Genomic DNA, 26,075 nt, shown 5'->3' on the forward strand with positions numbered 1-26,075 from the left:
TTCTGCGAATAACCACCCGCTTCAGCGCTTCACCGATCAGGAGACCCACCCGTGACCTACGGCAACAAGAACTCAGCCCGCAACCGTGGCGGCAACGACCGCCGTCCACCTCCACCCCGGCGCACGCCGTCCGGCAGCAGTTCGTCGTCGCGCTGGGTGCCGATCCTGCTGCTCCTCACGCTGCTCGCCAGCCTGGCGTACATCTGGCGGCCGTGGGAGCACCGCGACAACATCTGGACGATCTGGAATCCCGGCAAGTACGAGTTCGTGACCCTGGGCCTGGACCTCAAGGGCGGCCTGCGGATCGAGCTGGCGCCTGAATCCGGAAGCGCCACCAAGGACGAACTCGACCGCGTGAAGACCGTGATCGAGAACCGCATCAACGCGCTGGGCGTGGCGGAACCGACCGTGACCGTGGCGGGCGGACGGCGCGTCGTCGTGGAAATTCCTGGGGCCACGCCCGCCGTGCAGCAGCGCGCCCGCGAGATCATCCAGCGCACCGCGCGCCTGGAATTCCGCATTGTGCAGGCGAATGCCCAACCGGACGCGACGCTCCGAACCAACAAACCCGAGACGGGCGGGTACACGCTCGCGCAGCTCGGCCCGGTCGAGGCGACGGGTGAGGTGATCGCCAACGCCCAGGCCGCCACGGATCAGCGCACCGGCAGCTGGGTGGTGACCTTCACGAACACCGACAAGGGTGCGGCGACCTTCGGCGACTTCACCGGGAAGAACGTCGGGAAGCTGATGGCCGTGGTGCTCGACGACCAGATCCAGAGCGTGGCCACGATTCAGCAGAAGCTCTTCCGTGACGTGCAGATCACTGGGTCGTTCAGCGCCGAGGAAGCCAACCAGCTCGCGCTGGTGCTGAAGTCCGGCGCGCTGCCGATCAAGATCAAGACAGAAGCCGAGCAGGCCATCGGGCCGACGCTGGGCGCCGACGCCATCCGCAGCGGGGCGATTGCCGCGCTGGTCGGGATCGGGCTGGTCTTCCTGATGCTGTTCTTCTACTACGGACTGTGGTTCGGACTGGTCGGCGCGCTAGGTCTGGTGTTCTCCAGCATCGTCATTCTGGGGATGCTGGCGGGCTTCGGATCCACCCTGACCCTGCCGGGGATAGCGGGCCTGGTGCTGACCATCGGGGCGGCGGTCGACGGCAACGTGATCTCCTTCGAGCGCATCAAGGAGGAGCTGAACAAGGGCAAGGGCATCAAGAACGCCATCAATGCCGGGTACCAGCACTCCACGGCGGCAATTCTGGACGTGAACGCCTCGCACCTCCTGTCGGCGCTGGCGCTGTACAACTACTCGACCGGTCCGGTGAAGGGCTTCGCCGTGACCCTGATGATCGGCGTGATCGCCAGCACCTTCTCGAACCTGGTGTTTGCGAAGTGGTTCATGGGCTGGCTCGCGCAGCGCCGCTCCAACATGAGCGCGCCGAACTGGATCAAGCACACGAACATCGACTTCATCAAGGCGGCCCCGATCGTGACGACCGTCAGCGTGCTGCTGGCCGTGGCCGGCCTGGCGATCCTGGGCACCCGGAACCTGAACTACGGCGTGGACTTCACGTCCGGCACGACCCTGACCGTGAGAACGTCCGCCAGCACCACCACGGAACAGGTGCGCTCGGCCGTCGCGGGGGCGGGCGTGAACAACGTCACGGCCCAGAGTGCGACCATCCAGCGTGACATCACGCCCGGCCAGGGCGGCGCGCAGTACAACATCAAGGTACCCGAACTGACCACGGCGCAGATCGCCACCCTGAGCAGCGCGGTGACCAAACTGCCGGGCGGTCAGGTGCAGGCGACCGCCACGGTCGGCCCCACGGTCGGCAAGGAACTGACGGACAAGACCATCAAGGCCGTGCTGCTGGGCATGACGCTGATCCTGATCTACGTCGGCTTCCGCTTCGATTTCATCATGGGGCTGGGATCCATCGTGGCCGTGGTGCACGACGTGGGGATCGTGATGGGTCTGTACTCGCTGCTGGGCCTAGAATTCACGATCGCGACCGTGGCCGCCGTGCTGACCCTGATCGGCTATTCGCTGAACGACTCGATCATCGTCTCGGACAGGATCCGCGAGAACATCAAGGAGATGCGCGGCAAGAGCTACCGCGAGATCGTGAACACCAGCATCAACCAGACGCTGTCGCGCACGATCATGACATCCGTGAGCACCATGCTGCCGCTGGTGAGCCTGCTGATCTTCGGCGGCCCGGTGCTCCGCGACTTCAGCTTGATCCTGCTGGTGGGCATCCTCATCGGGACGTATTCGTCGATCTTCATCGTGGCCCCGCTGGTCGTGTACTTCGAGGAATGGAACCGCAAACGCAAGGCCGGAGGCCAGCCCGCGAAGGCCTGAGCCCTGAATCTCCCCGTCCGCCTCCCACTGGGGGCGGGCTTTTCAATTGATACATAATGGGGTCATAGACATATCACTTGGTTAGTACTATGGGCACGCTATCCTGCCCGCCATGACAGCACCGGAACCACTCAGCGTCGCCATCGTCGGCGGCAGCGGCTACGCGGGCGGGGAACTCCTGCGCCTCGCCCTGAACCACCCGCACCTTACCGTCACACAGGTGACCAGCGAACGCAGCGCCGGCACGCCTGTCAGCCTAGTGCACCCCAACCTGCGGGGCCGCACCAACCTGAAATTCAGAAAGGCCGCCGACCTGGAGCCCGCCGACGTGATTGTGCTGGCCCTGCCACATGGCAGCGCGGCCAAACGCATCGCCGAGTTCGAAGCCAAGGGCCGGATTCTGGTCGATCTGTCCGCCGACTTCCGGCTCAAAGACCCCGCCGTGTACCGGGCCACCTACGGCGAGGATCACCCGACCCCGGAACAACTGCCGGACTGGGTGTACGGCAATCCCGAACTGCACCGCGAGGAACTTGTCGGCGCGACCCGCATCGCCTGCGCCGGATGTTTCGCCACGTCGGTCATCCTGGCGCTGTACCCGCTGCTGAAGCTGGGCGTGCTGCTCCCTAAAGACATCACGGCCACCGGGCTGGTGGGCAGTTCCGCCGCCGGGGCAAGCGCATCCGACAGTTCCCACCACCCGGAGCGGGCTGGGAGCCTGCGCGTGTACAAGCCCGTCGGGCACCGGCACACCGCCGAAGCGCGGCAGGAACTCCCGGGCAACTTCCCCATTCACCTGACCGCCATCAGCACGCCGCGCGTGCGGGGCATCCTGACCACCGTACAGGCGTGGGTGCCGGACGGCTGGAGCGACAAGGACGTGTGGAGCGCGTACCGCGAGGTCTACGGCCAGGAGCCGTTCATCCGCATCGTGAAGGTGGCACGGGGGCTCCACCGCTATCCCGATCCCATGCTGCTCGACGGCACGAACTACTGCGACATTGGTTTCGAGATGGATCAGGACACCGGGCGCGTGGTGCTCATGTCGGCCATCGACAACCTCGTGAAGGGAACGGCCGGGCACGCCATCCAGAGCCTGAACATCAGCCAGGGCTGGGCCGAGACTACCGGACTGGACTTCGCGGGATTGCACCCGGCCTGACACAGGATCCGGCGGGCATCCCCAGCCAGAGCCCAGCATCAACGCCGGGGCCGCGGAATAGGCCCGTTGCTCCAGTCAATCGACAACCGGCGGATCAGCGTTTCTCTAGGACGGACAGCTGGACCTTCACCGTCCTGTTCTGCTTGTCTAGCCGCGGGTTCTGGATATTCAGACGCTGTATCGCAGCCAGTGCGAATCCACCTTCGTCGGCGACCGCAATGTGCTGATGGTCCCCACCGCCAAGTCCGAAGCCCGCATGGAAGTCCTGGGTCATCGGATTCAGGTGATTCACCGCGACGCTGCCGGTGGTGTACGTCCAAGTGGTAATGGGGAAGACGCCGAACATTGCCAGCACCTGCCCGGCGTCAACCGTCCTGAAGGTGGACTTGAGGTGCGGTTGCAGATCATGGAACCCGTTCCGCTCGATTCGGTGGCCAACAAGGTCTAAGCGGCGTCGGCGGAGGGGACGGTGACCCTGGCAGCGTAAACCTACGTCTGAACACACTCATCGCTCCGAGTTCCGTCGGGCCGGTGCTGGCCAAACGATCTCAATCTCCGCCTCTCTGTTGGGTGAACGGGGCAGACATGGACAACGGCCAGGCACCGCAATCAGTATTATCATTCGAAAACTATCAAGCAGATTTTCTTGACATTCATCAAGCGTAACGCCAGAATACCCCGCAACGAGGCATCTATGACCCCAGAACTTCCAGAAGCTCCCGTCAATTACGTCCCGCTGATTCCCGCGCGCTCGTGGGCGATCATCGATTCCACCCTGCGGGAAGGCGAGCAGTTTGCCAAGGGGAACTTCAAATCGGGCGACAAGATCGAAATTGCCCGTGCGCTCGACGCATTCGGAGCCGAGTTCATCGAGGTCACCACGCCGATGGTCAGCGAGCAGACGCACGCGGACATCATCAAGCTGACGTCGCTGGGCCTAAAGTCGAAGTTTCTGACGCATGTGCGCTGTCACATGGAGGACGTGCAGCGGGCCGTGGACACCGGTGTGCACGGGCTGGATCTGCTGTTCGGCACCAGTTCGTTCCTGCGCGAATTCTCGCATGGCAAGGACATCGCCGGGATCATCGCCTCGGCGCAGAAGGTGATCGGATGGATCAAGGACAACCACCCGCAGCTCCAGATCCGCTTCAGCGCTGAGGACACCTTCCGCAGCGAGGAGGCAGACCTGATGGCCGTGTACCGGGCCGTGTCCGACCTGGGCGTGAACCGGGTGGGGCTGGCCGACACCGTGGGCGTCGCCACGCCCCGGCAGGTGTACACGCTGGTGCGCGAGGTGCGTAAGGTCATCCACGCCGAGTGCGGCATCGAATTCCACGGTCACAACGACACGGGCTGCGCGGTCAGCAACGCCTATGAGGCCATCGAGGCCGGGGCGACCCACATCGACACGACCATCCTGGGCATCGGGGAGCGCAACGGCATCACGCCGCTGGGCGGCTTCCTGGCCCGCATGTTCACCTTCGATCCGCAGGGCCTGAGCGAGAAGTACAACCTGGAACTCCTGCCGGAACTGGACGCCATGATCGCGCGCATGGTCGGCCTGCCGATTCCATGGAACAACTACCTGACCGGCGAGTTCGCCTACAACCACAAGGCCGGCATGCACCTCAAGGCCATCTACCTGAATCCCGGCGCGTACGAGGCCATTCCGCCCGGTGCCTTCGGCGTGGGCCGGCGCATCCAGGCGGGCAGCAAGGTCACGGGCAAGCACGCCATCGCCTACAAGGCCCGTGAACTGGGCCTGCACTACGGCGAGGACGCCCTGCGCCGCGTGACCGACCACATCAAGGCGCTGGCCGAGCAGGACGAGCTGGACGACGCCCACCTGGAACAGGTGCTGCGCGAGTGGGTCAGCGCCTGAGCGTGGACAGGGCCCCTTCGCATAGGCGGGCCGTGTGCTGGAATGAACCCTCATGACGAGTGATATGGCCGTGTACCGCACCTTTCCCAGCGCCGACCATGGCGGCAAGCGCGTGGCCGTCTTCGCCGATGCGGCGGGTGATCTTCAACAGCGGGCCGCCCTGGGCGAACCTCTGAGCGTCTTTGTGGAAGGCGCGGATGTGGGTACCCTACAGCTGCGGGTGTACACCCCGGTTCGTGAGAAGCGCAGTTCGGACAGCGCGGCGGTCGCGGCCCTGACGTGGCTGTCCTCCACGCAGTCGGTCTCCGATCTGATGCAGGTCGAGATGGGCGGCGAGACGTTCAGTGCCCAGCTGTGCGGCGGCGAGTGGCTGCTGCGACAGGGCGTGGTCACGGTCGAGGACGTGGCTGCTGACCTCTCCCCCATCGGGTTGGCTGGCCGGCCCATGTGGACGGCGCGCACGGAACGCCCGAATCTGGTGGTCGAGGTGACCGATCTGGCGGCGCTGGACGCCTACACCCCGGACGCCGACGCCATCTCGGCCCTGAACCGCGCGACGGGCACGACCGGGCTGATCGTGTTCACGCCGGGCGGCCCGAACCGCGCGGACGTGAGTTTCCGGGCCTTCGGGCCGCTGAAGGGCTTTGTGGAGGATGCCGCGAGCAGCAACATGCTCGCCTGTCTGGTGGGTGTGCTGGGCCGCATCGGGCACCTTCCGACTGACACGAACCTGCTCACGGCCGCCCAGCGGATGCCCGGCGCTCCGTCGCGGCTGACCGTGCAGTTCGACGTGACCAGAGACGGCGTGGAGGTCTGGGTGGGGGGCCGCGCGACCGCCTGGCCGCAGCCCACGGTTTCGTCCGTCAGCGACGACTAGACTGCACGGATGGAGCTTCTTCTCGACCTGCACCCCGACGCCTACCCCCTGGAGGGTTTCCGACGGCGGCAGCTGCTGGAATGGGTGTACGTGCAGGGCGCGGGCTCGTTCGACGCCATGACCAACCTGCCCACCGACCTCCGGGCGGAACTGGCCTCGACGTACCAGCTGAATCCCTACCGCGAGATCGAGACGGTGCGCAGTACCGACGGCTCGGTCAAGTACCTGTTTACCCTGCATGATGGCCGCCAGATGGAGGCGGTGTACATGCCTTACCTGGATCGCCGCACCATCTGCGTGTCGACGATGGTCGGCTGTCCCGCCAAATGCGCGTTCTGCGCGACGGGTGCCATGGGCTTCGGCCGCAACCTGACGCCGGGCGAGATCGTCGGTCAGATTCTGGCCGTGGCGGGCGGCGAGGGCCTGGAACCACGCGAGCTGCGGAACCTGGTGTTCATGGGCATGGGCGAACCGCTGCTGAACTACGCCAACACCATGATGGCGGCCCGCATCCTGCTGCACCCGCTGGCGCTGGGCATGAGCAAACGCCGCGTGACCCTCTCCACGGTGGGCCTTCCCAAGGGCATCCGGCAACTGGCCGCCGAGGACGACCTGGGCATCAAGCTGGCGATCAGCCTGCACGCCCCGGACGACACCACGCGCAACACCATCATTCCCACCGGGCACCGCAACTCGGTGGCGGAGATCATGGACGCCGCCCGCGAGTACCAGGCGGCCACCGGACGGCGCGTGACCTTCGAGTACGCCATGCTGCGCGGCGTGAACGACCATCTGTGGCAGGCCGAGGAATTGGCCGGACTGCTGCGGGGCCTGGTCAGTCACGTCAACCTGATTCCCATGAACCCGTGGGACGGCTCAGGCTTCGAGTCGAGCAGCGAGGAGCAGATCCAGGCGTTCTACGACGCCCTGGAAGCACGCGGGATCGATGTCAGCGTGCGACGCTCGCGCGGGAAGGATGCGGGCGCGGCCTGCGGTCAGCTGGCCCTGAAACGACCGGGAGCTGTGGCCGGCAGCGCCTGAGGTCTGGTGCCGTGCAGGCACGTTGTGACAGATGAGTAAGGGTTCAGCAAGAGCTAAATGCTACGCTGTACGCGTTTCCGCACCCCAGGAGGCTTTCAGGTGACGCAACCGACCCGCTATGTACTGACCGGCCTGATGCTGGCCCTCGCCGTGCCCGCCTCCGCCCAGACCCTGGTGGAGACGGTGACGACCACCAGCGTTCAGAACACCCTCAACTCCGCCGATGCCAGCACCACCCTGAAGGTGCCCGCTATCCCTGGCACGCCCGCACCGGCCACGGACTCCACTGGCAGCGCCGCTACCAGCCCGGCTGTGCCGGCCGTGACCGTCACGCCCCTCACGGCCGGGCAGCAGCGGCAGTTGGGAACGGCCCAACTGGCGTTCCAGGCCGGACAGTATGTCCAGGCCCGCCGGCAGTTCGAGGCGCTGGTCGCCGCGAATTACACCAACCCGGAGCCGCATTTCGGGCTGGCCCTCACGCTGCTCGCGCAGAAGGACGACAAGGGCGCGTCCTTTGAGCTCGGGCAGTTCGTGGCCCTCGCACCGGACCGCTTCGAGGGACCGTACAACCTGGGCGTGATCGCCACCCGCGCCGGCCGCTACGACGACGCCCTCAAGCTCTATGGCGAGGCGGCGACCCTGATGGTCGGAAAGGCCACGCCCACCGCCCAGCGGCAGGTACTTGACGCCCTGGCGACCGAGCAGACCCGCAAGGCGGACTTCACGGCGCTGAGCGCGACGCTGGCCGCCACGGTCGCCCTCGACCCCACCAACCAGGACGCGCAGTACCGTCTGGCCCAGGCGCGCACGCTGTCCGGACAGGGCGCGGCCGCGCTCCCCGGCGTGTACGCCCTGCTCAAACAGGCTCCCGCCCGTGCAGACGCGGCCCTGCTGCTCGTGGACATCTACGTGGCCCAGGGGCTGCCGGATCGGGCCATGCGGGAACTGAACGCCGCCCTGACCCGCGTGACCGTCGGCACGGATCGCAGCGACCTGCTGCTGCGCAAGGCGAACCTGCTGGCGGCCAGTGGCGACACGTACAACGCCGTCATGTCCGCGCAGAACGCCACGCGAGAAAATGGCCGCAACGCCGCCGCCTTCGCCCGCCTGGGCGAACTCCGCGCGGCCAGGGGCGATCGGCCCGGAGCGTTGACCGCCTACCTGAACGCCACGAAGCTTGCCCCTCAGAACGCCATGTATCGCGTGGCTCTGGCAGGCGTGCGCCTCACGTTGAACCAGCCGGTCGACGCGGCCGCCGACGCCGCCGCGGCCCTGAAACTCAAGCCCGAAGGGGCCCAGCTCGCCCGTGCACAGTACGTGCAGGGAATCAGCGCCTACCAGCAGGGCCAGTACCCCCAGGCCATCAAAGCCCTGCGGGCCAGCCAGGCGACCGCGCCGAGCGCCGACGCGGCCCTGTGGCTGGGGCTCAGCGCCTATGCCACCAAGGATTACGCCACGGCCGCCACGGCCCTGGCCGAGAGCGTGAAACTCGACCCGACCCCCATGGCCCGCCAGAACCTCGCCTCGGCGCTGCTGGCCAGCGCCCGCTACGCCGAAGCCGAGGCCGTGCTGCGCGGCCTGGTCAGCGAGAATGCGAAGAACGCCGAGGCGTGGTTCATGCTGGGTCTCGCCCAGCGCGCCCAGCAGCGTGAACACGACGCCCGGATCTCCCTGGAGACCGCCGCGACCCTGGGAAACCTCCGGGCTGAAGGAGCGCTGAAGTGAGTCGTCCCGCACCACGGGCCAGGCGCTGGCCTGACCTGCTGATCGGCCTGCTGGTCGCGCTGCTGCTGGTGGGCTTCGGCCTGCTGCTGTTCCGTCCAGAGAACCGCGCCGCCACGGGGGCGGTCACCCCCACCACTCCGGCGACCACGGACACCGGTACGCCCAGCATCCCCAGTGCCCCCGCACCGAGCGCCACCACACCGGATACCAGCACGGTTCCGTCCACCTCCGCGACGACTGAACCGCCCACGATCGCGGCCGCTCCCGTCGAGGCGACCCAGCCCGTCACGACCACCCCCGCCGCGACTCCCGACAGCACCACGCCGTCCACCACGGCCACGACAGCGACCCCAGCCACGACCACCACCCCCCGATCGGGTGGAGCCGTTGCGGCCAGCGAGCGTCGGGTGCCACTGCGCAGCGATTACCGCATCACACTCGGCACGTTCAGCAGCACCCAGGCGGCCACCACCGGCACCGCACCGGTCAGTGTGCTGGGCTACACCGTCTACCCCATCGACCTCGGTTCCCAGGTCGTCGCGCAGGTCGGCCCTTACGCCGACGAGGCCACCGCACGCCAGGCCCTCGCTGACATCCAGCGGGCCTATCCGGGCGCCCTGCTGTACCCACCCCGCAACAAGAGCCTCAGCCAGAGCACGCCCAGTGGCACTCAGACGGCCACTCCTACCGCCAGCGCCACGCCCACAGCACCCGCCGTGCCCAGCGGCCCCACCTACCTTCAGGTTGGGGCCTTTGACCGCGTCGCGAGCGCCCAGAAGCTCGTCCAGCAGCTCCGCGACTTGGGCTACTCCCCCACCGTGAACGCCCCCGACGGCAAGAAAGTCACGGTGCTGGTCGGCCCCTACAGCGGCGACGCCGTCACCCGCACGGAAAGCCGCCTGAGCGCCAGCGGCCTCGATCACTTCCGGGTGCGCTGAAGTGGCCGAGATTCCCACTGCCGCGATCAGTCGGCTGGTCACGTATTTGCGCATCCTGGAACAACTCGAGACGCAGGACGTCAGCCGAACTAGCAGCAGTGACCTCGCCGAACGCGCCGGCGTGAGCGCCTTCCAGGTTCGCAAGGATCTCGCGTACTTCGGGCGCTTCGGCACGCGCGGCATGGGCTACACCGTTCCCATCCTCAAACGCGAACTCGTCCGGGTGCTGGGCCTCAACCAGACCTGGAACGTCGTCATCGTGGGGATGGGCCGCCTCGGACAGGCCATCGCCAACTACCCCGGGGCCAGCGACTACCAGTTCCAGTACGCCGGCCTTTTCGACGTCAGCCCGAGCATCGTCGGACAGCAGATCCGGAACCTCACCGTGCGGCACATGGACGACCTCAAGGGCTTCATCACCCAGAACAAGGTGGACATGGGCTTCCTGGCCGTTCCCCCAGACCGTGCCCAGGACGCAGCACAAGCCCTCGTCGACGCTGGCGTGCGAGGCATCCTGAACTTTGCTCCGGTCGTCATCCAGCCGCCCACCGAAAGTGGAGTGAACGCGCAAGAAATCAGTGACGAATGGCGTGCTGTGATAATCGAGAACGTCGACTTCCTCGCCGGCATGAAGCGCCTCGCCTTCTACATCCTCAACCCACACCTGAAAGACGCCCCCATGACGGAGGACACCGAATGAAGAAGTTGCTCGCCATTCCCATGCTCGCCTTGCTGATCGCCGCCTGCGGAAGCGCACCGGGTCAGATCTCTGGTAACAGCCGCGCTTCAGTGGGGGTGTCCGTTGACGACTCCAAATCCACGGAAGTGGCAACTAAAACTGTTACACCGGCAACAGCTACGGCACCTGCCAAGACGAGCTGGGCCATTTCGAAGGGGAACGGTGTGACATTTACGTTCATGACCCGTCCAGGCTCGGACGGCGTGTATCTGACCGGCTACCGAGTGGTGAAGGATGTGCTGACCACGGCGAGCGGCACGACCACCACGACCACCGACGGCCAGGTGAATAAGGCTGACCTGTACCTCACCTCTGGATATGCCTGTGCTTCACGGACGGCCCAGAGCTCGTGTCCCTATAACGGCACCGATGCCGCCCCGACCACTCCGGCCAACGGTGTTCCCGGTCAACTCACCATCGGGCTTGAAGGTGGCCTGGGAGACCTTGTCGTGGCGACAAACGCCAGCGTCAGCCGGGTCACGGATCTTGAGTTCTATGGCACGAGCAGTAATGGCCAACCCGTGACGGTTGCGGTAAGCGGTGTCGTGAGCTTCGGTAGCAAGCAGGGTGACAACTAAGCAGAGCTGATTTCTTGGCGAGGGGCCGGCACGATGATGTGCCGGCCCTCATGTTCTGAACGTCAGAACTTGATCGTGTACTCCGCAAACCCGTCGTCGCGGGTCTTGATCAGCGTGGCATTCGCTGGCCGGTACTTCTGGGCGGTGGGGCTGCTGACGTACAGCAGGGTCACGCCGGGGATGGGCGTGAGTTTCCAGTTGCCGTCGGCGGTGGGGTTGATGGTCTTCTGCTGGTTGAAGTAGCCGATGAGGGCCTGGCGGGTCTCGTCGGGGGCGGCCAGGACGATGTTCTTGCCGTCCAGTCCGGGGAAGCTGCCGCCGCCAGAGGCACGGTAGTTGTTGGTGGCGACCACGAACTTCGCGGCGGGGTCGATCGGTTTGCCGCCAAACATCAGATTCTTGACGCGGTGGGCGTCCGGGGCGACGACCTCACCTTTGCTGTTGTACCGGCTGGGCTGGGTCACGTCAATCTCGTAGGTGACGCCGTCGATGATGTCGAAGTTGTAGGTGGGGAAGGAATCGTCCACCAGCACCTGGGGTTCAGTCTTGGCGGGGTCAATCTGTTTGAACTGGCCGGCGCTGCGTTCCAGCCACTCCTGCACCTGCGCGCCGGTCACGACCACGGCCTGGACGGTGTTCGGGTACACGTACAGGTCGGCGACGTTCTTGATGGCCAGCGTCCCAGCGGGGATGTCCGTGTAGTAGCTGGGGCCGGCGCGGCCGCCCGCCTTGAAGGGCGCGGCCGCGCTCAACACCGGCAGGTCCTTGTACTCGGTGGTGCTCAGGGCGTTCTTCACGTACGCGGTCTGGGCGTTGCTGACCAGCTGCACGCTGGGGTCGTCCTGCACCAGGGCCCAGTAGGAGTTGATCGGCGTGGTCAGGTCTGCGACCTTGCCGCGCACGTAGGCGAGTGTGCCCTCGTGGGCGGCCTTGACGGCGGCAGCGATCTGCGGGTCGGGCGTGACGAGGTTCTTCTTGGCGGCGGCGTCCCAGATGGGGCGCACGCTGGCCTTGCCGCTGCTGATGGCCCAGCGGTTGCCCTTCCGGGTGAGGGTCAGGTCCACGATGCCGAGGTCGTTGCCCCAGAACCCGGCCATGACGGTGGGCTTGCCGTTGATGGTGCCGTTGGTGATGTCCGCGCCGGGGATGCTCTTGTAGACCGGGCCGGGGAACACCTGATGGCTGTGGCCGCTGAGCACCACGTCAATTCCGTCGACCTTGGTGAGTTCGGTGGCGGCGTTCTCCTGGCCGGGCTGGTAGTCGGCGGCGATGCCGGTGTGCGCGATGGCGACGATGACGTCGGCGCCCTTGGCCTTCATCTCGGGCACGAACTTGCGGGCCGTCTCGACGATGTCGCGGGTGGTGAGTTTGCCGTCCAGGTTGGTCTTGTCCCACTGCACGATCTGCGGCGGCAGGAAGCCGATGATGCCCACGTTGATGTAGTACGGGCGGCCGTAGGTGTCGCGCACCAGTTTGCGCTGGATCAGATAGGGGGTGAAGGCGTTCTTGTCGTTGGCGGGGTTGCCGTCTCCGTCCTCGGTGTACGTGTTCGCGCTGACGATGGGCATGGGCGCGGCGGCCACGACCTGCTGCAGGAAGGGCAGGCCGTAGTTGAACTCGTGGTTGCCGAGGTTCCCGCCGTCGTAGTGCAGCGTGGCCATGGCGGCATGCATGGGGTGCATGGTGCCGGCGGGCAGGGGGTTCACGCGGGCCACGTAGTCGCCGAGGGGGTTGCCCTGGATCAGATCGCCGTTGTCGTACAGCAGCGTGTTGACCTTCTCGTCGCGCGCCTGCTTGATCAGCGTGGCGGTGTATTCCAGGCCGTACTCGCCGGTGGCCTTGTCCTGGTAGTAGTCATACCCGAGGGCGGCAGTGTGCAGATCCGTGGTCTCCAGAATCCGGAGATCCACGGTCTGGGCGCCGGCCGCGCTGAGCAACAGCGCAAAGGTCAGTGGAAGGATGGATTTCATCCCCGTCAGGATACGCCCCCCCGTCAGGGGGGTGTCTGCCCCATCGGCACTTCAGAGGGCCAGGACGCTGCGGTCTAGGTCGCAGGCACGCCCCACGCCGAGCAGGCCGAGGGTCAGGTCGAAATCCGCGATGATGTTCTGGATGACCTCGCGCACCCCGTCCTCGCCCGCGATGGCCAGACCGTAGGCGTAGGGGCGACCCAAAAGCACGGCGCGGGCGCCCAGGGCGAGTGCCTTGACGATGTCCGCGCCGGTGCGGACGCCGCTGTCGAACAGCACCGGCAGGTCACCGGCCGCCCTGAGCACGCCGGGCAGAGCATCGAGCGCGCCGATGGCTCCGTCGATCTGCCGGCCGCCGTGGTTGGAGACGATCAGGGCGTCCACGCCGCGCCCGGCGGCCTCGCGGGCATCGTCCGGGTGCAGGATGCCCTTGAGGACGATGGGAAGAGTCGTCCAGCTGCGCAGGCGGGACAGGTCATCCCAGGTGAGATCCAGCCGGGTGTAGGTGGCGGTAAAGCGGGCCACGGCCGCGCGCATCTGCTCCAGACTCAGGTGGTAGGTGCGGCCTTTCGCAGCGAGTTCCGCTCCGACACGCAGGAGGGCCGGCGTGCGTGGCGGCGTGACGTCCGGGCCAAGGGCGGGTTCGCTCAGGTGCGCCCGGAATACGGGATCGCTGAGGTACTGGGCGAGCCCCCGCCCCCGCATGAACGGCAGGCTGCCCAGGTCGAGGTCGCGGGGCCGCCAGCCGAGCATGGTCGTGTCGAGCGTCAGGACGATCGCCTGCGCGCCGCACGTCTCGGCCCGCCGGAGCAGGGAACGGGTCAGGTCGTCGTCGCGGCTCCAGTACAGCTGAAACCAGCGTGGGCTCTCGCCCATGGCGGCCGCGCAGTCTTCCATCGGCACGGATGCCTGCGAGGAGTAGATGAAGGGAATCCCCTCGGCGGCGGCGGCGCGGGCGACGGCCAGATCGGCCTCCGGATGGGCGCATTCGAGCACGCCCAGCGGCGCGAGCAGCAGCGGGGTGGCGTAGGTCTGGCCCAGCAGCCGGATACTCAGCTCCCGGCTGGTCTGGCCGCGGAGGTGCCGGGGCAGCAGTTGAATCCGTTCGAAGGCCGCCAGGTTCGCGCGCAGGGTGCGCTCCGCACCGGCCCCGCCCGCCAGGTAGGCGAAATCCGGGGCCTTCAGGTGGATCCGCGCTGCCTCCTGGAGCCGCTCCGGCGCGACAGGCACCGCCGGTTTCTCGCCGCCGAGGCCGCGCACGTACACCTGGGTCTGCCGGGCGCGGCCACGTCCGACGGGGTCAGAGTTCATGGGTCAAGCATACGAATGTGATGTGCAGGGGGGATGAAGGTCGCCGCGTGTGAACTGGACAGCGCCCGCTCCGCCAGAGGCAGACGCGGGCGCTTGGGGACGGCGCTTCAGGAAGGATCGCGGGTGGGAGTCTCACGGGTTTTGCGGGTCTTGGGCAGCACGTCGGCCAGATCCGCCTGGGTGATGGAGCGTTCCTGCGCACCGAGGCTGGTGGCGGCCAGCGCCCCGGCGGCGTTCGCGGCGCGGGCGGCTTCGGCCATGTTCAAGCCGCCGAGCACGGCGTGCGCGAAGGTGGCCGTGAAGGTGTCGCCGGCGCCGGTGCTGTCCACCACATCGTTCTCAGGGGGCACGGCGTCCACGAGTTCGGTGTCGGTGGGCGTCCAGGTGATCGAGCCCATCTTGCCGACCTTCACGACGACGCGCTGCGCGCCCGCCTGCCCGAGTTTCGCCAGGGCGGCGCTGATGCTGCCCGTGCCGGTCAGGGCCTGCAGTTCGTGCTGGTTGAGGGTCAGGTAGTCGGCGCCGATCACGTCGTCCACCAGACTCGTCTGCGCCTTGTTCACGGCCCCGGTGCCGAGGTCGATGAACACCGGCACCGGCTTCTTCGCGGTGCGGGCGTAAGCGATGGCCTGCAGGGCGTACTCGCGCTGAGGGCCCTCGATCAGGGCGTAGGCGTTCACGATCAGGGCGTCGCTGGTCTCGATGTCCTTCTTCTTCAGTTTCGCCGGGTCGAGCTGGCGGTTGGCGGCCCCGTCGCTGATCATGGTGCGGTCGCCGTCCTCGGTCTGCATGACGGTGATGGTGCTGGTGAGGTGCTGGTCGTCCTGCTGAATGGCGCCCTCGCCGACGCCGCTGCGCCGCACGTGGCTCAGGGCGTACTCGGCGAAGGGATCGACGCCGACCCGCGCGGCCAGCGTGACGGTGTGCCCCAGGCGGGCCAGGGTGACGCTGATGGTGCCGCCGGCCCCACCGGGTTTCATGCTGGCGCGCAGCGGCGTGACTTCCTCGCCGGAGCGCGGCAGGCGGCCAAGGTGGTACAGGTGGTCGACGGTGACATCGCCGATAACGTAGAACTTCACGGTAGAGACCTCCGGGGCCGGCATGCTGGCCCCTGCTGGGTGATGGGGGTGGAGAAAACTGGTCGGTGACCTGAAGTTACCGTACCACGCCCAGTTCGCGCGCAAGGGTCTCAAGTGCAGCCAGGGGCACGTCCTCGGCACGCACGTCGGGGCGCAGGCCGGCGTGCGTTAGGGCCGCGCCGATGGCCTCGCCCGCGTGTCCGGCCAGGCGCAGGTTGTTGCGCAGCGTCTTGCGGCGGTGGTGCAGGGCCGCCTCGATGAAGGTCAGCAGTTCGCGGGGCGGGAGGGGCCGGGAGCGGTCGAAGTCCAGGCGCATGACGGCGCTGGTCACATCCGGCGCGGGCAGGAAGGCGCCTTTCGGGACGTCACGGACATGTTTCACCGTGCCGTGCAGGGCGGCCAGGGCGCTCAGGAATCCGTAGTTGTCCTCGCCGGGGCGCGCGGTGAGGCGCTGCCCGACTTCCTTCTGGACGAGCACAGTGGCCGACGTGATGGCGGGCGCATTCATGAACCGTGACAGCAGCACGCCGGTAATGTAGTAGGGCAGGTTCGCGATGACGCGCGTGCCGGGTTCGAGGCTGGAATAGTCGAACTCCAGCGCGTCCCCCCAGATGACGGTCACGTCCAGACCAGCGAGGGTCTCGGCGAGCACGGGCCGCAGCCGCTCATCTTTTTCCAGCGCGGTGACCCGCGCGCCGCGCGAGGCTGCCTCGCCCGTCAGGACGCCCAGGCCGGGGCCGATCTCCAGCACCGGGACGCCCGGCGCGGCCCCGCCCGCCTCGGCGATGGCCCGCAGGATATTCCCGTCGATCAGGAAGTTCTGACCGAGGCTCTTGGTGGGCCGCAGGCCATGGCGGTCGAGCAGCTCGCGCACGCGGGCCGGGGAGTACAGCGGGGGCGTGCGGGCAGGTGCGGTGGCGTCAGGTGGGGGCTCGGACTGGGACAAGGGGACTCCGGCCGAACTGGACGCCGCAGGGACGTCCGGCTCAGGGCGCGTCAGTATACTTCCGCCATGACGGAACCTGCCGGTGCGGGCCAGCGCACGGACGCGCCCAGCCCCACGACTCCTCCCCTGCCGGACCTGGCTGACCTGATCCGGGCGGGCGAGTGGCGGCGGGCGCTGGCCACCGCCCGCGTGACCCGCGCCGACGCCCACGTGGAGGACGCCCTGAGTGCCGTGGTCGGGATCCTGGAGGCCGTGCGGGCGCGGCGCTACCCGGTGGCCCGGCGCACGCTGAAGGAACTGCGTGAGGCGTTGACCGAGGGCAGCACCCCGGAGTTCGCCCTATTGCGCCGCCAACTCGATCCGGACGTCATCGAAGGGGCGCTGGCCGTGCTGGATCTCAAACCCGAGGCGGCCGCACTCGAGGAGGACGGCCTGGAAGGCATTCTGACTCCAGCGCTGGCCGTGCCCCTGACGCGCGCGGAGGCGCTGAACAGCCTGGGCGTGCGGGCCACGGTGCTGGGGAATGCCCACCGTGCCCGTGAACGGTTCGAGGAGGCCCTGCAGGCGGATCCCGGTCACTACCGGGCGATCACGAACCTGGGGAACCTGAGCCTGGAGGCCGGTGATGCGAAGGCCGCCGAAGCCCGTTACCGCGAGGCCCTGAAATTGAATGCCGAGTACGACGGCGCCCACCACAACCTGGGCGTGGCCTTGCGCCGCCAGGGTCGCGTGGGCGAGGCCGTCAGCGCGATCCGCCGTGGCCAGCGGCTGAGCATGCGCCGCTCGAAGGACGACACGCAGGCCGAGATGCGCGAACAGTTCGCCGGGAGTCCGTTGCTGCGCTGGATCCGCATTGTGGTGATCGCGGTGATTGTGGTGCTGGTGCTGCTGGCCCTGCGCGGCCTGGGGCACTGACCCATGCCCGAGTGGGTGCTGGCCCCGGTGGGCGCGCGGCGCGTGGACGTGCGGCTGGAACGCGCTGGCCTGCTGGATCTGGCCATGGAGGACGCGGGCCGGGCCGTGGCGGATCACGTCTGTACGGTCTGGCCTGCTGGAGACGTGGTGCTCCTGGCGGGCGGCGGCGCGAACGGCGGCGATGCCTTCGTGGCCGCTCGGTATCTGCGGGTGCGCGGCTTTGACCCAACGGTTCTGGCCCTGCCATCGAAGCACGCGCTGACCCACTTGAACCGGCGGCGCTGGCGGGCGCTGGGCGGTACGGTCAGTCCCCTGACGCCGCCCTCACTGCGGCGGGCGCTCGCCGACGCCGCAGTGGTTATTGACGGTCTGCTCGGCACCGGATTTACACCGCCCCTGCGCCCTGCCCTGCTGGCCCTGATCAGCAGCGTGAACGGCTGGCAGGCGGAGGGCGGGCGGGTCGTGGCCATCGACCTGCCCAGCGGTTTGGACGCGCTTTCCTCGCGGGTGCCGGAAGGCGCCCTGCGCGCCACCTCGACCGTGACATTCATGGGTGTGAAACCCGCCCTGCTGTTCGGCCCGGCCGCCGTGCAGGCCGGTTCGGTTCGTCTCGCCCCGCTGTCGGTGATGCCCGGCTGGGTCGAGCAGGAGGCGCTGGCGGCCCGGCCCACCGATGCGGAGGTGGGGGCCCTGTTGCCCGTCCGGCACGCGGACGCACACAAGGGCACGGCGGGACGGGTCTGGGTGGTCGGCGGTCATCCGGGCACGACGGGCGCGCCGGCCCTGGCGGGGGTGGGGGCCTTGCGGGCAGGCGCTGGACTGGTCACCGTCCACTCCACGGCAGACGTGCCCCTGGTCACGGCGGAACTGATGGTCAGGCGGCATCCGTCGTGGGACGTGGCCATGGCCGAGTGGCTGGCTGGCCCAAGCCCAAATGCGCTGGCCGTCGGCATGGGCCTCGGCCCGGAGGCGACTGCCGTGGCGCGCTCCCTGCTGAGCCTGAAACTCCCGACGGTGGTGGATGCCGACGCCCTGCAGCCGGAACTGGCCGGACACGGACACGCGCAGGTGATCTGGACGCCCCATCCCGGCGAGGCGGCGCGGCTCCTGAACGTTGAGTCCTCCGAGATCACGCGGGAGCCGCTGGAGGCCGCACGCGCCCTGCAGTCCCGTCTGGGCGGCGTGGTAGTACTCAAGGGCGGCCCGAGCGTCGTTGCGTATGCGGGTGGGCTGAGCGTGTCGCGCGGCGGGCATCCGGGCATGGCGACCGCCGGGATGGGCGACACGCTGTCCGGCATCCTTGCGGCGTTGCTGGGGCAGGGCGTCCCTGCGGTGGATGCGGCGGTCGCGGGGGTCCGGCTGCACGCGCGGGCCGGAGAGCGGGCCGGAGCCGCGCACGGGTACGGCCTGATCGCGTCGGACGTCGCGCTGGAACTCGGACGGGCCTGGGACGACCTTGGGCACAGCCCGCCCGAGCGGGCATGGTAGGGTCGCAGTATGCAGGGTCTGCTGAGTGATATTCCGCTGCTGGGCGCACTGGAACTGATCCACACGACCCGGCAGACCGGCGTGCTGGAGGTGCAGACAGACGTGCCCTACACCGTGGCTTTCGTGGGCGGTGAAATCGTATCCGGCGGGATTGTCGACTGGATCGGCCTGGAGGCCCTGTACGCCAGCCCGCTGCTGGCAGAGACCGGATCGTTCGCCTTTCAGCAGAAACCCGTGACCGGCCGCCCGCTGGGGGCCTTCAACCATGTCGTGTCCGACTGGGCCCGCACCACGGACGAGTGGCAGGAGGTGTGCGCGGTGATCAGCAGTCCCAGCCGCTATTACCGTGGCGCCGAGCCCCTGTTCGATCTGGAGGGCGGCCGATCCGTGCGCGCGGTGGCGCGGGAGGCCGAGGTGCCGGTCTTTCAGGTGGCGCAGTTCGTGGTGCGGGCGCTGCGCGAAGGTCGGCTGGAGGCCCGCGAGCGCTTCGAGTGGTTCCGCCTGAAGTTGCAGGCCGCGCCGCGCCGCACGGGTGCGCAGCCGGAACCGCTGCAGCCGCTGGGGCAGCTGATCGCCGAGGGCATGCCGCTGCGCGAGGCCCGCGCCCGGCTACTGAACGAGCTGCGGATGGGCCTGCGGTTTCCGGGGAGCGGCTGGGTGTGGCGCGATCTGGTGTGGGAAGTGCAGCAGGATCTGGCCGCGCACACGGCACCCTGAGCTCTGTGGACAGGACGCCCTTTGCCTGACCAGTGACGCTCAGGGAGCCGGACCCCGGCGCGGCTGGTCTAGAATGCCGCTCATGCTGTTTCTGTCCGTGCTGCTCCTGGCCGTCGCGTTCCTCGTGGGGAGCGCCCCCGTCGGGCACACGCTGCTGGCGCGGGTGGGCGTCGATGGCAGGACGAACAATCCCTACAACCTCGGGGTCGAGAACGTCCTGCGCCGGGTCGGCCCCGGCCTGGCGATCACGACCGCACTGCTGGACGCCGCAAAGGGCTTTCTGGCGGTGCTGATGGCCGCCAGCCTGCACCTGCCCGAGGTGGCGGTGCTGGGCGCCCTGGCCGCGTACCTGGGGCACCTGAATCCGCCGCCGCGCCTGTACGGCCCGATGCCGCCGCGTGGCCGGGGAAACCTCGTGCTGCTGGGGGTGCTCGCCGGGCTGGCGGTCACGGGAGCGGTGCCGCTGTGGGCCGCCGCGCTGCCGGTCGTGGTCTACGCCGGGGTCAGCGGGTATTGGGGCTTCGTGTCGATGGGCACGCTGGCGGGCCTCCTGGCCTTCGCGGTGGCGGTGGCGCTGCTGCCCACGCCGGTCACGGCGAAACTCGCGGGGCTGGGGCTGCTGCTGGCCGCCACGTGGCGTTTCAAGGAGAACCTGGGCCGCATTCTGGACGGCACCGAGCCCCGGCTGGGCGATCAGGTGCCGCTGGCGGGCAAGCGTGCCGACGAGGTCGTGACGGCCTTCATGATCCACCCGATGACTGTGGAGAACTTCTGGCAGACGCGGCGCTTCGCGTGGCTGAAGCCCCTGGTCGAGCGCGGCCTGATCAGCGAGGCGAGCGTGCGCGACCTCGCCAAGACCCTGCGGCCCATGAAGGTCGGAGAGTTGCGCGGGATCCGCACGGTGGACGGCAAGAGCATCCGCTGTTACCTGCTCTCCAGCCCGCTGCTGCCGGACGTCTTCCGGGACGATCCGGAGCTGGCCACGCGCCGCGCCATCGAGGGCGCCCGCCTGGCGCGCGAACTCGGCGCGGAGGTCTTCGGCCTGGGGGCCTTCTGGTCCGTGGTGGGCAACAAGGGACTGGACGTGCAGGCTGCCGTGCCGGAGATCACGGTCACGAACGGCGGGGCGTACACGTCGGGCACCATCAAGGCCGCGATTCCCGGCATTCTGGAGCACTTCGCCGCCACGGGCCGCGACCTCGGCGAGGCGACCGCTGCGGTGGTCGGGGCCAACGGCGTGGTGGCCTTCGGGATCGCCCGCACGATTGCGCCGCAGGTGAAGCGGCTGATCATGGTGGGCCGCGACATGGAGCGGCTGGAACGCAGCGCCGCCACCCTGCGCCGGGCCGTGAAGGACACCGAGATCGTCACGACCACGTCCTACGATCAGCTCAAGGATGCATCGCTGATCTTCACGGCGACGAGCGACCCGAATCCGGTGATCTTCCCGCAGCACGTGCAGCCCGGCGCGTGGATCTTCGACGAGGGCCGCCCGGTCGATGTGGATGAGAGCGTGCGGAGCGTGCCCGGCGTGCGGATTATTCCGGGCGGCGTGGTGCGTCCGCCCGGCGGGATGACCAGCAACATCGATCTGCAATTCGGGGTGGGGGCCGTGCCCGCCTGCCTCGCGGAGACGCTGATCATCGCGGCGACGGGCGAGCACCAGCGCAAGAGCCTGGGGCCGCAGACGCTCACGGAGAACATCAACTTCTTCGTCGAGGAAGCGCACACGCTGGGCTTCGAGGTCGTGGACTGATCCCCGGACGCGGTCTAGGTGTGCGGCAGGCAGACGGTCAGGTCTGCGCCAGACGTTCATGGAGCGTGCCTATGCTGCCAGGGTGATGTGGCCAGCCCCGAACCGTTGCCTGTCCCTGCTGGCGCTGCTGGCCCTGAGTGTCTGCGCCCCGGTCCGCGCGGCCGAACTGCCGCTCCTCCTGGGAGGCCTGCTTCCGCCCCAGCCCCTGGTGACGCCCGCCACCCCCTGCACAGCCCCCACGGATCACCTGGCCCTGCGGCTGTGGGAACTCGTGCGGCTGGAGGGCGGCCCTGACCTGACCTGCGGGAACGCCTTCCAGGGCTTCGTGCGGACACCCCGCAGCGCCACGGTGCCCGAGGACGCGTTTCAGGTGACGGCGGATCAGATCCGCGCGGCGCACAGCGAGGTGCTGCTGACCACCATGGAGTGGCGTCCGGGGGGCGTGAATCCCGGCATGGTGTTCGCCCAGGCGGTGCGTGACCTGCATGACCGCGTGCTTGCCCATCCGGAGGCGTATCCACAGGGCATGACGATCCGGCTGCTGCTGGGCGGCCTGCCGGATTTTCTACGGCCTGATGGGGCCACGCAGGTGATGTCGGTGGCCCACGACCTGCGCAGTCTGGGCGTGCCGCTCAATGACCCCACGATCGGGTGGACGGTCACGCTGCTGAACTACCGCTACCTGCCGCACAGCCACGTGAAGTTGCACGTCATCGACGGAACGGATCTGACGGTGGCCGGGTACAACTACACGGACTGGCACCTGCCCGCCTCCGAACCGGGGGGCCGTGACCTGCACGACGTGGGCCTGCATATGTCGGGCCCGGTCGCCCAGAGCGGCGTGGCGGTCTTCGACGACCTGTGGCGCAACAGCCGCGAACTGGTCTGCCCCGACGGCGTGGGCGCCGATGAGGTGACGGTTCGCTGCGCCTTACAGCCGGCCGCACCGCCCAGCCATCCGGCCGTCGTGCGCGCGGCGGTGACGACCGGTTCGGCCCACGCGTTCATGCTCTACCGCCGAACCGGTGTGGATCAGGCCGATCTGGCCCACCTGGCCCTGCTGGACGCGGCGCGCACGCAGGTCGACCTGATGCAGGCGGATTTCGGCCCTCCGCTGACGTGCTGGTACGCCTACCTGAATCCCTCGACCTGCCCCACCCGCGACTGGACGACATACATGACCGAGGTGCTCTCGGCCCTGCGGCGCGGCGTACACGTGCGGTTGCTGCTGGTGGACTACGGCATCGGGGCCGCGCCGAACCGCAGCGGCGTGGCCCTGCTGCGCCGGGAACTGCACCGCCGGGGGATGGATGACCGCTTCGAGGCGCGCTACACCACGTTCAACATGCACACCAAGGCCCTCACCGTGGATCACGAGCTGGTGATCACCGGCAGCATGAACTTCCACTTCGCGTCGTGGGGCAGCCTGGGGCTCGCAGAGGCGGCACTGGCAACCGACGATCCCACGGCGGTGGCCGAGCAGGAGGCGAGTTTCAATGAGGTCTGGGCGCATGGCAGCCGCCCGGTGCCTGAGGAGCGCTGGCTGCCGAACGTCGTGCAGGATCTGGTGAACTGAGGGGCGTGCGGGGCACGGTTTGCGGGCCTGGGGTTCCGTAGACTGTCGGCATGATCGTCTGTTCCGTTTTTATTCGTGTGGTCGGGGCCAGCCGTGGTTGAGCGCGTGTTCCTGGCCAAGCCGCGCGGTTTCTGCGCGGGCGTCGTGATGGCCATCCAGGCAGTCGAGCGGGCGGCCGTGCGCGAGGAGAAGCCGGTTACGGTCTACCATTCCATCGTTCACAACCACACGGTGGTGGAGCGGCTGTCGGCGGCCCATGGCGTGCATTTCGTGGAGGATCTGGACGCGGTGGACGCCCTGCCGGACGGTGGCGAGACCGTCGTGTTCAGCGCGCACGGCATCAGCCCGGCGGTGCGGGAGCGGGCGCGCGCCCTGGGGCTGGCGACCATCGACGCGACCTGCCCGCTGGTCACGAAGGTGCACACCGAGGCGAAGAAGTACGCCCGCGAGGGCTACACGATCCTGCTGATCGGGGACAGCGCGCAGCACCAGGAGGTGATCGGCACCCGTGGGGAGGCGCCGGACAGCACCGTGCTGGTGGGCGTGCTGGGGAAATCAGGTGCCGGCCTGCACGATCCGCACACGGTCACGGTGCCCGATCCGCTCAGGGTGGTCGTGCTGACCCAGACGACCCTGAGCGTGGACGATACCCGGCGGACCATCGACATCCTGAAGGCGCGTTTCCCGGCGCTGGTGGTGCCGCCCAGCGAGGATCTGTGCTACGCCACGAAGAACCGGCAGGACGCCGTGAAGGCCATCGCGCCGCGCGTGGACGCGTTCCTGGTGCTGACGAGCACCCATTCCAGCAACGGGATGCGCCTGCTGGAACTGGCGCACGAGACCTGCGGGCGCGCGGAGCGGCTGGACACGGTGGCGGATCTGGCGCATCTCGACCTGACCGGGGTGCGGAGCGTGGGCATCACCTCGGCGGCCAGCACGCCGGACGATCTGGTGCAGGCGGTCGTGGCGCACTTCCGCGCCCTGAACCCGGCGCTCGAGGTGATTGAGGAAGGCGAGTGGGAGGACATCGAGTTCCGCGAGCCGAGGAAGATCCTGCCGACCGAGGCCCTGCCGCGCACCATGCAGTGAGCGTCTCCCCAGTCGTCCTGGGGGCGCTGGCGGTGGCATTCCGGGTGTTCGTGGCGTGGCAGGTGGTGTGGGGAGTAATCGCGTTCGTGACGGTGTGGCGGGACAAGGTGCTCTCCTCGGGAAACCGGCGCCGCGTGCCGGAGCGGACGCTGCACCGGGCGGAAGCGTGGGGCGGGTGGCTGGGATCGTTCGTCGCCCAGCGGGTCTTCCGGCACAAGACGCGCAAGGCGACGTATCAGCGGGTGTATCGCCCGATCGCGCTGTGCTGGCTGGTGGCGTGGGTCGCGGTCATCGGATTCAGGGTCGTCGTGGCCTGAGTCGCACAGCAAGTCTTTCCATTTGTAATGCAGCTCAAGATTTGACTTAACATGTGCTACCTTTGGCGGCATGATTGTGGTGAAGGTCGGCGGGAGTGCAGGAATCGATTACGACGCGGTGTGCGCGGACATTGCCACCCGCTGGACAGCCGGCGAGCAATTGATCCTCGTGCATGGTGGAAGCGGTGAGACGAACCGCGTGGCGGAGGCCCTGGGCCACCCGCCGAAGTTCGTGACCAGCCCCAGCGGCTACACCTCGCGCTTTACGGATCGGCAGACCCTGGAAATCTTCGAGATGGTGTACTGCGGCAAGATGAACAAGGGCATCGTCGAACGCCTGCAGCGCCTGGGCGTGAACGCTGTCGGCCTGTCGGGCCTGGACGGCCGCATCTTCGAGGGCCGCCACAAGGACAGTGTGCGCGTGGTCGAGGACGGCAAGACCAAGATCCTGCGCGGCGACCATACCGGTACGGTCGAGAAGGTCAACACGGGCCTGCTGGAACTGCTGCTGGGTGCGGGGTATCTGCCGGTGCTGACTCCCCCGGCCAGCAGTTACGAGGGCGTGGCCATCAATGTGGACGGCGACCGAGCCGCCGCCGCCCTGGCCGTGGCCCTGAAGGCCGACGCCCTGCTGCTGCTGTCGAACGTGCCCGGCCTGCTGCGCGCCTACCCGGACGAATCCAGCCTGATCCACGAGATTCCCGCGAACGACGTCGAGTCCTACCTGGAATTCGCGCAGGATCGCATGAAAAAGAAGGTGCTCGGCGCCGCCGAGGCCGTACAGGGGGGGGTGAAGCGCGTCATCTTCGGAGATGCGCGGGCCGGGCAACCCGTCAGTGCCGCGCTGGCCGGAGCGGGCACCGTCGTCCAGTAAGCAGGGAACGACCCGCAGGCCGGCCGCGTACCCACGGCATGGCCATTTCCCTGGTGTCCACATCCAACGAACTCGAAGGCTACCGCGTCGTGCGGCAATTGGGGGTGGTGCGCGGGCTGACCGTCCGCTCGCGCAGCGTGCTGGGCAACCTGGGCGCCTCGCTCCAGACGCTGCTGGGCGGCAACATCACCCTGTACACCGAGCTGGCCGAGAAGGCCCGCCAGGAGGCCTTCGATCTGATGGTGCAGCACGCCATGCAGCGCGGCGCGAACGCCGTGATCGCCATGCGCTACGACGCGAACGAGATCACGGACGGTGTGACGGAAGTCCTGGCCTATGGCACCGCCGTGGTCGTCGAGCCGCGCTGAGGAGCCCGGCGGGCCGCTCTGGTATCCTGCCGCGCATGACGCCCGACGACCTCCTGACGTTCCTGGCCGCGCGGGGCGGTCAGGAGTACCGGGTCGTCACCCTGCTGCATTCCGGGCGGGGCAAGAAAGCGCAGGTGCGTGAACTGGGCGAGTACCGCCTGACCATGCGCGGCCACGCGGTGCTGGCCTGCGGGCCCAGCGGCCAGCCCCGGCAGCTCTCGCAGGGCGAGTTCCACGCCGTGTTCGGGACATACACCTTCGGCACGCCCGAGGCGACGGGGGTGCTCACGGATCTGGGGCCGCTCTTCGCCCTGACCGGCCACGACGGAGGGGCGGAGGCCACCTGACCTCCGCCCCTCC

At 68.2% G+C, this 26,075-nt stretch carries 24 protein-coding genes; 19 read left to right on the plus strand and 5 right to left on the minus strand.

All coding sequences use genetic code 11. From position 1 onward, the window contains the following. The first annotated feature begins 51 nt into the window (after positions 1 to 51). Together secD and argC are read left to right on the plus strand one after the other, a co-directional pair. Positions 52 to 2,367 (plus strand): protein translocase subunit SecD, encoded by a 2,316-nt coding sequence (secD, locus tag E7T09_RS06255; RefSeq protein WP_136388217.1) that lies wholly within the window; start codon positions 52 to 54, stop codon positions 2,365 to 2,367. 112 nt (positions 2,368 to 2,479) lie between these two features. Beyond that, the gene (gene argC, locus E7T09_RS06260; protein WP_136388218.1) at positions 2,480 to 3,529 is read left to right on the plus strand and encodes an N-acetyl-gamma-glutamyl-phosphate reductase; all 1,050 of its coding nucleotides are present in this window, start codon (positions 2,480 to 2,482) and stop codon (positions 3,527 to 3,529) included. 94 nt (positions 3,530 to 3,623) lie between these two features. Here argC and E7T09_RS06265 read toward each other — a convergent pair whose 3' ends face one another. Continuing rightward, positions 3,624 to 3,875 carry a hypothetical protein gene (locus E7T09_RS06265; protein ID WP_136388219.1) on the minus strand — a complete coding sequence of 84 codons (252 nt, stop codon included), beginning with the start codon at positions 3,873 to 3,875 and terminating at the stop codon, positions 3,624 to 3,626. A 348-nt stretch (positions 3,876 to 4,223) separates the two neighbouring features. Here E7T09_RS06265 and lysS point away from each other — a divergent pair, with 348 nt between their 5' ends. From lysS to E7T09_RS06300, 7 genes are all read left to right on the plus strand, one after another. Further along, a complete protein-coding gene (gene lysS, locus E7T09_RS06270) occupies positions 4,224 to 5,411 on the plus strand; it encodes a homocitrate synthase (protein WP_136388220.1) in 1,188 nt (395 codons plus the stop codon). A gap of 52 nt (positions 5,412 to 5,463) precedes the next feature. Beyond that, the gene (locus E7T09_RS06275) at positions 5,464 to 6,288 is read left to right on the plus strand and encodes a PhzF family phenazine biosynthesis protein (RefSeq protein WP_136388221.1); all 825 of its coding nucleotides are present in this window, start codon (positions 5,464 to 5,466) and stop codon (positions 6,286 to 6,288) included. A gap of 9 nt (positions 6,289 to 6,297) precedes the next feature. Next, positions 6,298 to 7,329 (plus strand): 23S rRNA (adenine(2503)-C(2))-methyltransferase RlmN, encoded by a 1,032-nt coding sequence (rlmN, locus tag E7T09_RS06280; RefSeq protein ID WP_136388222.1) that lies wholly within the window; start codon positions 6,298 to 6,300, stop codon positions 7,327 to 7,329. 99 nt (positions 7,330 to 7,428) lie between these two features. Beyond that, a complete protein-coding gene (locus E7T09_RS06285; protein ID WP_240741640.1) occupies positions 7,429 to 9,054 on the plus strand; it encodes a lipopolysaccharide assembly protein LapB in 1,626 nt (541 codons plus the stop codon). After that, on the plus strand, positions 9,051 to 9,992 hold the full coding sequence (locus tag E7T09_RS06290) for an SPOR domain-containing protein (RefSeq protein ID WP_136388224.1): 942 nt from the start codon (positions 9,051 to 9,053) through the stop codon (positions 9,990 to 9,992). Before E7T09_RS06285 ends, E7T09_RS06290 begins: the two co-directional genes overlap by 4 nt. A 1-nt stretch (position 9,993) precedes the next feature. Continuing rightward, complete coding sequence (locus E7T09_RS06295; RefSeq protein WP_136388225.1) at positions 9,994 to 10,692, plus strand: redox-sensing transcriptional repressor Rex; 699 nt, start codon at positions 9,994 to 9,996, stop codon at positions 10,690 to 10,692. Further along, on the plus strand, positions 10,689 to 11,309 hold the full coding sequence (locus E7T09_RS06300; RefSeq protein ID WP_136388226.1) for a hypothetical protein: 621 nt from the start codon (positions 10,689 to 10,691) through the stop codon (positions 11,307 to 11,309). The genes E7T09_RS06295 and E7T09_RS06300 overlap by 4 nt, the downstream gene beginning before the upstream one ends. A gap of 62 nt (positions 11,310 to 11,371) precedes the next feature. Here the strand turns inward: E7T09_RS06300 and cpdB are convergent, their stop codons facing one another. The 4 genes from cpdB to rsmA all read right to left on the minus strand — a co-directional run bounded on the left by cpdB (position 11,372) and on the right by rsmA (position 16,615). Continuing rightward, positions 11,372 to 13,279, minus strand: a complete 1,908-nt coding sequence (gene cpdB / locus E7T09_RS06305; protein WP_136388227.1) for a 2',3'-cyclic-nucleotide 2'-phosphodiesterase — start codon at positions 13,277 to 13,279, stop codon at positions 11,372 to 11,374. A gap of 51 nt (positions 13,280 to 13,330) precedes the next feature. Then, a complete protein-coding gene (locus E7T09_RS06310) occupies positions 13,331 to 14,590 on the minus strand; it encodes an alpha-hydroxy-acid oxidizing protein (protein ID WP_136388228.1) in 1,260 nt (419 codons plus the stop codon). Positions 14,591 to 14,697: 107 nt separating this feature from the next. Then, a complete protein-coding gene (locus tag E7T09_RS06315; RefSeq protein ID WP_136388229.1) occupies positions 14,698 to 15,669 on the minus strand; it encodes a carbohydrate kinase family protein in 972 nt (323 codons plus the stop codon). A 76-nt stretch (positions 15,670 to 15,745) separates the two neighbouring features. Beyond that, positions 15,746 to 16,615, minus strand: a complete 870-nt coding sequence (gene rsmA / locus E7T09_RS06320; RefSeq protein ID WP_136388230.1) for a 16S rRNA (adenine(1518)-N(6)/adenine(1519)-N(6))-dimethyltransferase RsmA — start codon at positions 16,613 to 16,615, stop codon at positions 15,746 to 15,748. A 66-nt stretch (positions 16,616 to 16,681) separates the two neighbouring features. On the opposite strand from rsmA, the gene E7T09_RS21845 reads away from it, so the two are divergent. The 10 genes from E7T09_RS21845 (at position 16,682) to E7T09_RS06370 (ending at position 26,062) form a co-directional block, all read left to right on the plus strand. Then, positions 16,682 to 17,530 (plus strand): tetratricopeptide repeat protein, encoded by an 849-nt coding sequence (locus E7T09_RS21845; protein WP_168734717.1) that lies wholly within the window; start codon positions 16,682 to 16,684, stop codon positions 17,528 to 17,530. Between the two features lie 3 nt (positions 17,531 to 17,533). Next, positions 17,534 to 19,018 (plus strand): NAD(P)H-hydrate dehydratase, encoded by a 1,485-nt coding sequence (locus E7T09_RS06330; protein ID WP_168734718.1) that lies wholly within the window; start codon positions 17,534 to 17,536, stop codon positions 19,016 to 19,018. A gap of 9 nt (positions 19,019 to 19,027) precedes the next feature. Continuing rightward, entirely contained in the window at positions 19,028 to 19,735 is a 708-nt protein-coding gene (locus tag E7T09_RS06335; protein WP_136388231.1) for a DUF4388 domain-containing protein, read from the plus strand. 82 nt (positions 19,736 to 19,817) lie between these two features. After that, the gene (locus E7T09_RS06340) at positions 19,818 to 21,491 is read left to right on the plus strand and encodes a glycerol-3-phosphate acyltransferase (protein WP_136388232.1); all 1,674 of its coding nucleotides are present in this window, start codon (positions 19,818 to 19,820) and stop codon (positions 21,489 to 21,491) included. A gap of 85 nt (positions 21,492 to 21,576) precedes the next feature. Next, positions 21,577 to 23,067, plus strand: coding sequence for a phospholipase D-like domain-containing protein (locus E7T09_RS06345; RefSeq protein WP_136388515.1), 1,491 nt, complete (start codon positions 21,577 to 21,579; stop codon positions 23,065 to 23,067). Between the two features lie 93 nt (positions 23,068 to 23,160). Then, on the plus strand, positions 23,161 to 24,156 hold the full coding sequence (gene ispH, locus E7T09_RS06350) for a 4-hydroxy-3-methylbut-2-enyl diphosphate reductase (RefSeq protein WP_136388233.1): 996 nt from the start codon (positions 23,161 to 23,163) through the stop codon (positions 24,154 to 24,156). Continuing rightward, positions 24,153 to 24,473, plus strand: a complete 321-nt coding sequence (locus E7T09_RS06355; protein WP_136388234.1) for a DUF1294 domain-containing protein — start codon at positions 24,153 to 24,155, stop codon at positions 24,471 to 24,473. Before ispH ends, E7T09_RS06355 begins: the two co-directional genes overlap by 4 nt. Positions 24,474 to 24,543: 70 nt before the next feature. Then, a complete protein-coding gene (locus E7T09_RS06360; protein WP_136388235.1) occupies positions 24,544 to 25,347 on the plus strand; it encodes a [LysW]-aminoadipate kinase in 804 nt (267 codons plus the stop codon). 38 nt (positions 25,348 to 25,385) lie between these two features. After that, on the plus strand, positions 25,386 to 25,715 hold the full coding sequence (locus E7T09_RS06365; RefSeq protein WP_136388236.1) for a YbjQ family protein: 330 nt from the start codon (positions 25,386 to 25,388) through the stop codon (positions 25,713 to 25,715). A 35-nt stretch (positions 25,716 to 25,750) separates the two neighbouring features. Beyond that, positions 25,751 to 26,062: a hypothetical protein gene (locus E7T09_RS06370; protein WP_136388237.1), complete on the plus strand. Its 312-nt coding sequence runs from the start codon at positions 25,751 to 25,753 to the stop codon at positions 26,060 to 26,062. Positions 26,063 to 26,075: the final 13 nt, after the last annotated feature.

It is taken from the genome of Deinococcus sp. KSM4-11 (assembly GCF_004801415.1).
Taxonomy (GTDB): Bacteria; Deinococcota; Deinococci; order Deinococcales; family Deinococcaceae; genus Deinococcus.

What these genes read in the sequence shown, in the direction of transcription:
- argC (WP_136388218.1), top strand. Translation starts at nt 2,480, where the DNA reads ATGACAGCACCGGAACCACTCAGCGTCGCCATCGTCGGCGGCAGCGGC.
- E7T09_RS06265 (WP_136388219.1), bottom strand. Translation starts at nt 3,875, where the DNA reads ATGTTCGGCGTCTTCCCCATTACCACTTGGACGTACACCACCGGCAGC.
- lysS (WP_136388220.1), top strand. Translation starts at nt 4,224, where the DNA reads ATGACCCCAGAACTTCCAGAAGCTCCCGTCAATTACGTCCCGCTGATT.
- E7T09_RS06275 (WP_136388221.1), top strand. Translation starts at nt 5,464, where the DNA reads ATGACGAGTGATATGGCCGTGTACCGCACCTTTCCCAGCGCCGACCAT.
- rlmN (WP_136388222.1), top strand. Translation starts at nt 6,298, where the DNA reads ATGGAGCTTCTTCTCGACCTGCACCCCGACGCCTACCCCCTGGAGGGT.
- E7T09_RS06300 (WP_136388226.1), top strand. Translation starts at nt 10,689, where the DNA reads ATGAAGAAGTTGCTCGCCATTCCCATGCTCGCCTTGCTGATCGCCGCC.
- cpdB (WP_136388227.1), bottom strand. Translation starts at nt 13,279, where the DNA reads ATGAAATCCATCCTTCCACTGACCTTTGCGCTGTTGCTCAGCGCGGCC.
- E7T09_RS06310 (WP_136388228.1), bottom strand. Translation starts at nt 14,590, where the DNA reads ATGAACTCTGACCCCGTCGGACGTGGCCGCGCCCGGCAGACCCAGGTG.
- E7T09_RS21845 (WP_168734717.1), top strand. Translation starts at nt 16,682, where the DNA reads ATGACGGAACCTGCCGGTGCGGGCCAGCGCACGGACGCGCCCAGCCCC.
- E7T09_RS06330 (WP_168734718.1), top strand. Translation starts at nt 17,534, where the DNA reads ATGCCCGAGTGGGTGCTGGCCCCGGTGGGCGCGCGGCGCGTGGACGTG.
- E7T09_RS06335 (WP_136388231.1), top strand. Translation starts at nt 19,028, where the DNA reads ATGCAGGGTCTGCTGAGTGATATTCCGCTGCTGGGCGCACTGGAACTG.
- E7T09_RS06340 (WP_136388232.1), top strand. Translation starts at nt 19,818, where the DNA reads ATGCTGTTTCTGTCCGTGCTGCTCCTGGCCGTCGCGTTCCTCGTGGGG.
- E7T09_RS06345 (WP_136388515.1), top strand. Translation starts at nt 21,577, where the DNA reads ATGTGGCCAGCCCCGAACCGTTGCCTGTCCCTGCTGGCGCTGCTGGCC.
- E7T09_RS06360 (WP_136388235.1), top strand. Translation starts at nt 24,544, where the DNA reads ATGATTGTGGTGAAGGTCGGCGGGAGTGCAGGAATCGATTACGACGCG.
- E7T09_RS06365 (WP_136388236.1), top strand. Translation starts at nt 25,386, where the DNA reads ATGGCCATTTCCCTGGTGTCCACATCCAACGAACTCGAAGGCTACCGC.
- E7T09_RS06370 (WP_136388237.1), top strand. Translation starts at nt 25,751, where the DNA reads ATGACGCCCGACGACCTCCTGACGTTCCTGGCCGCGCGGGGCGGTCAG.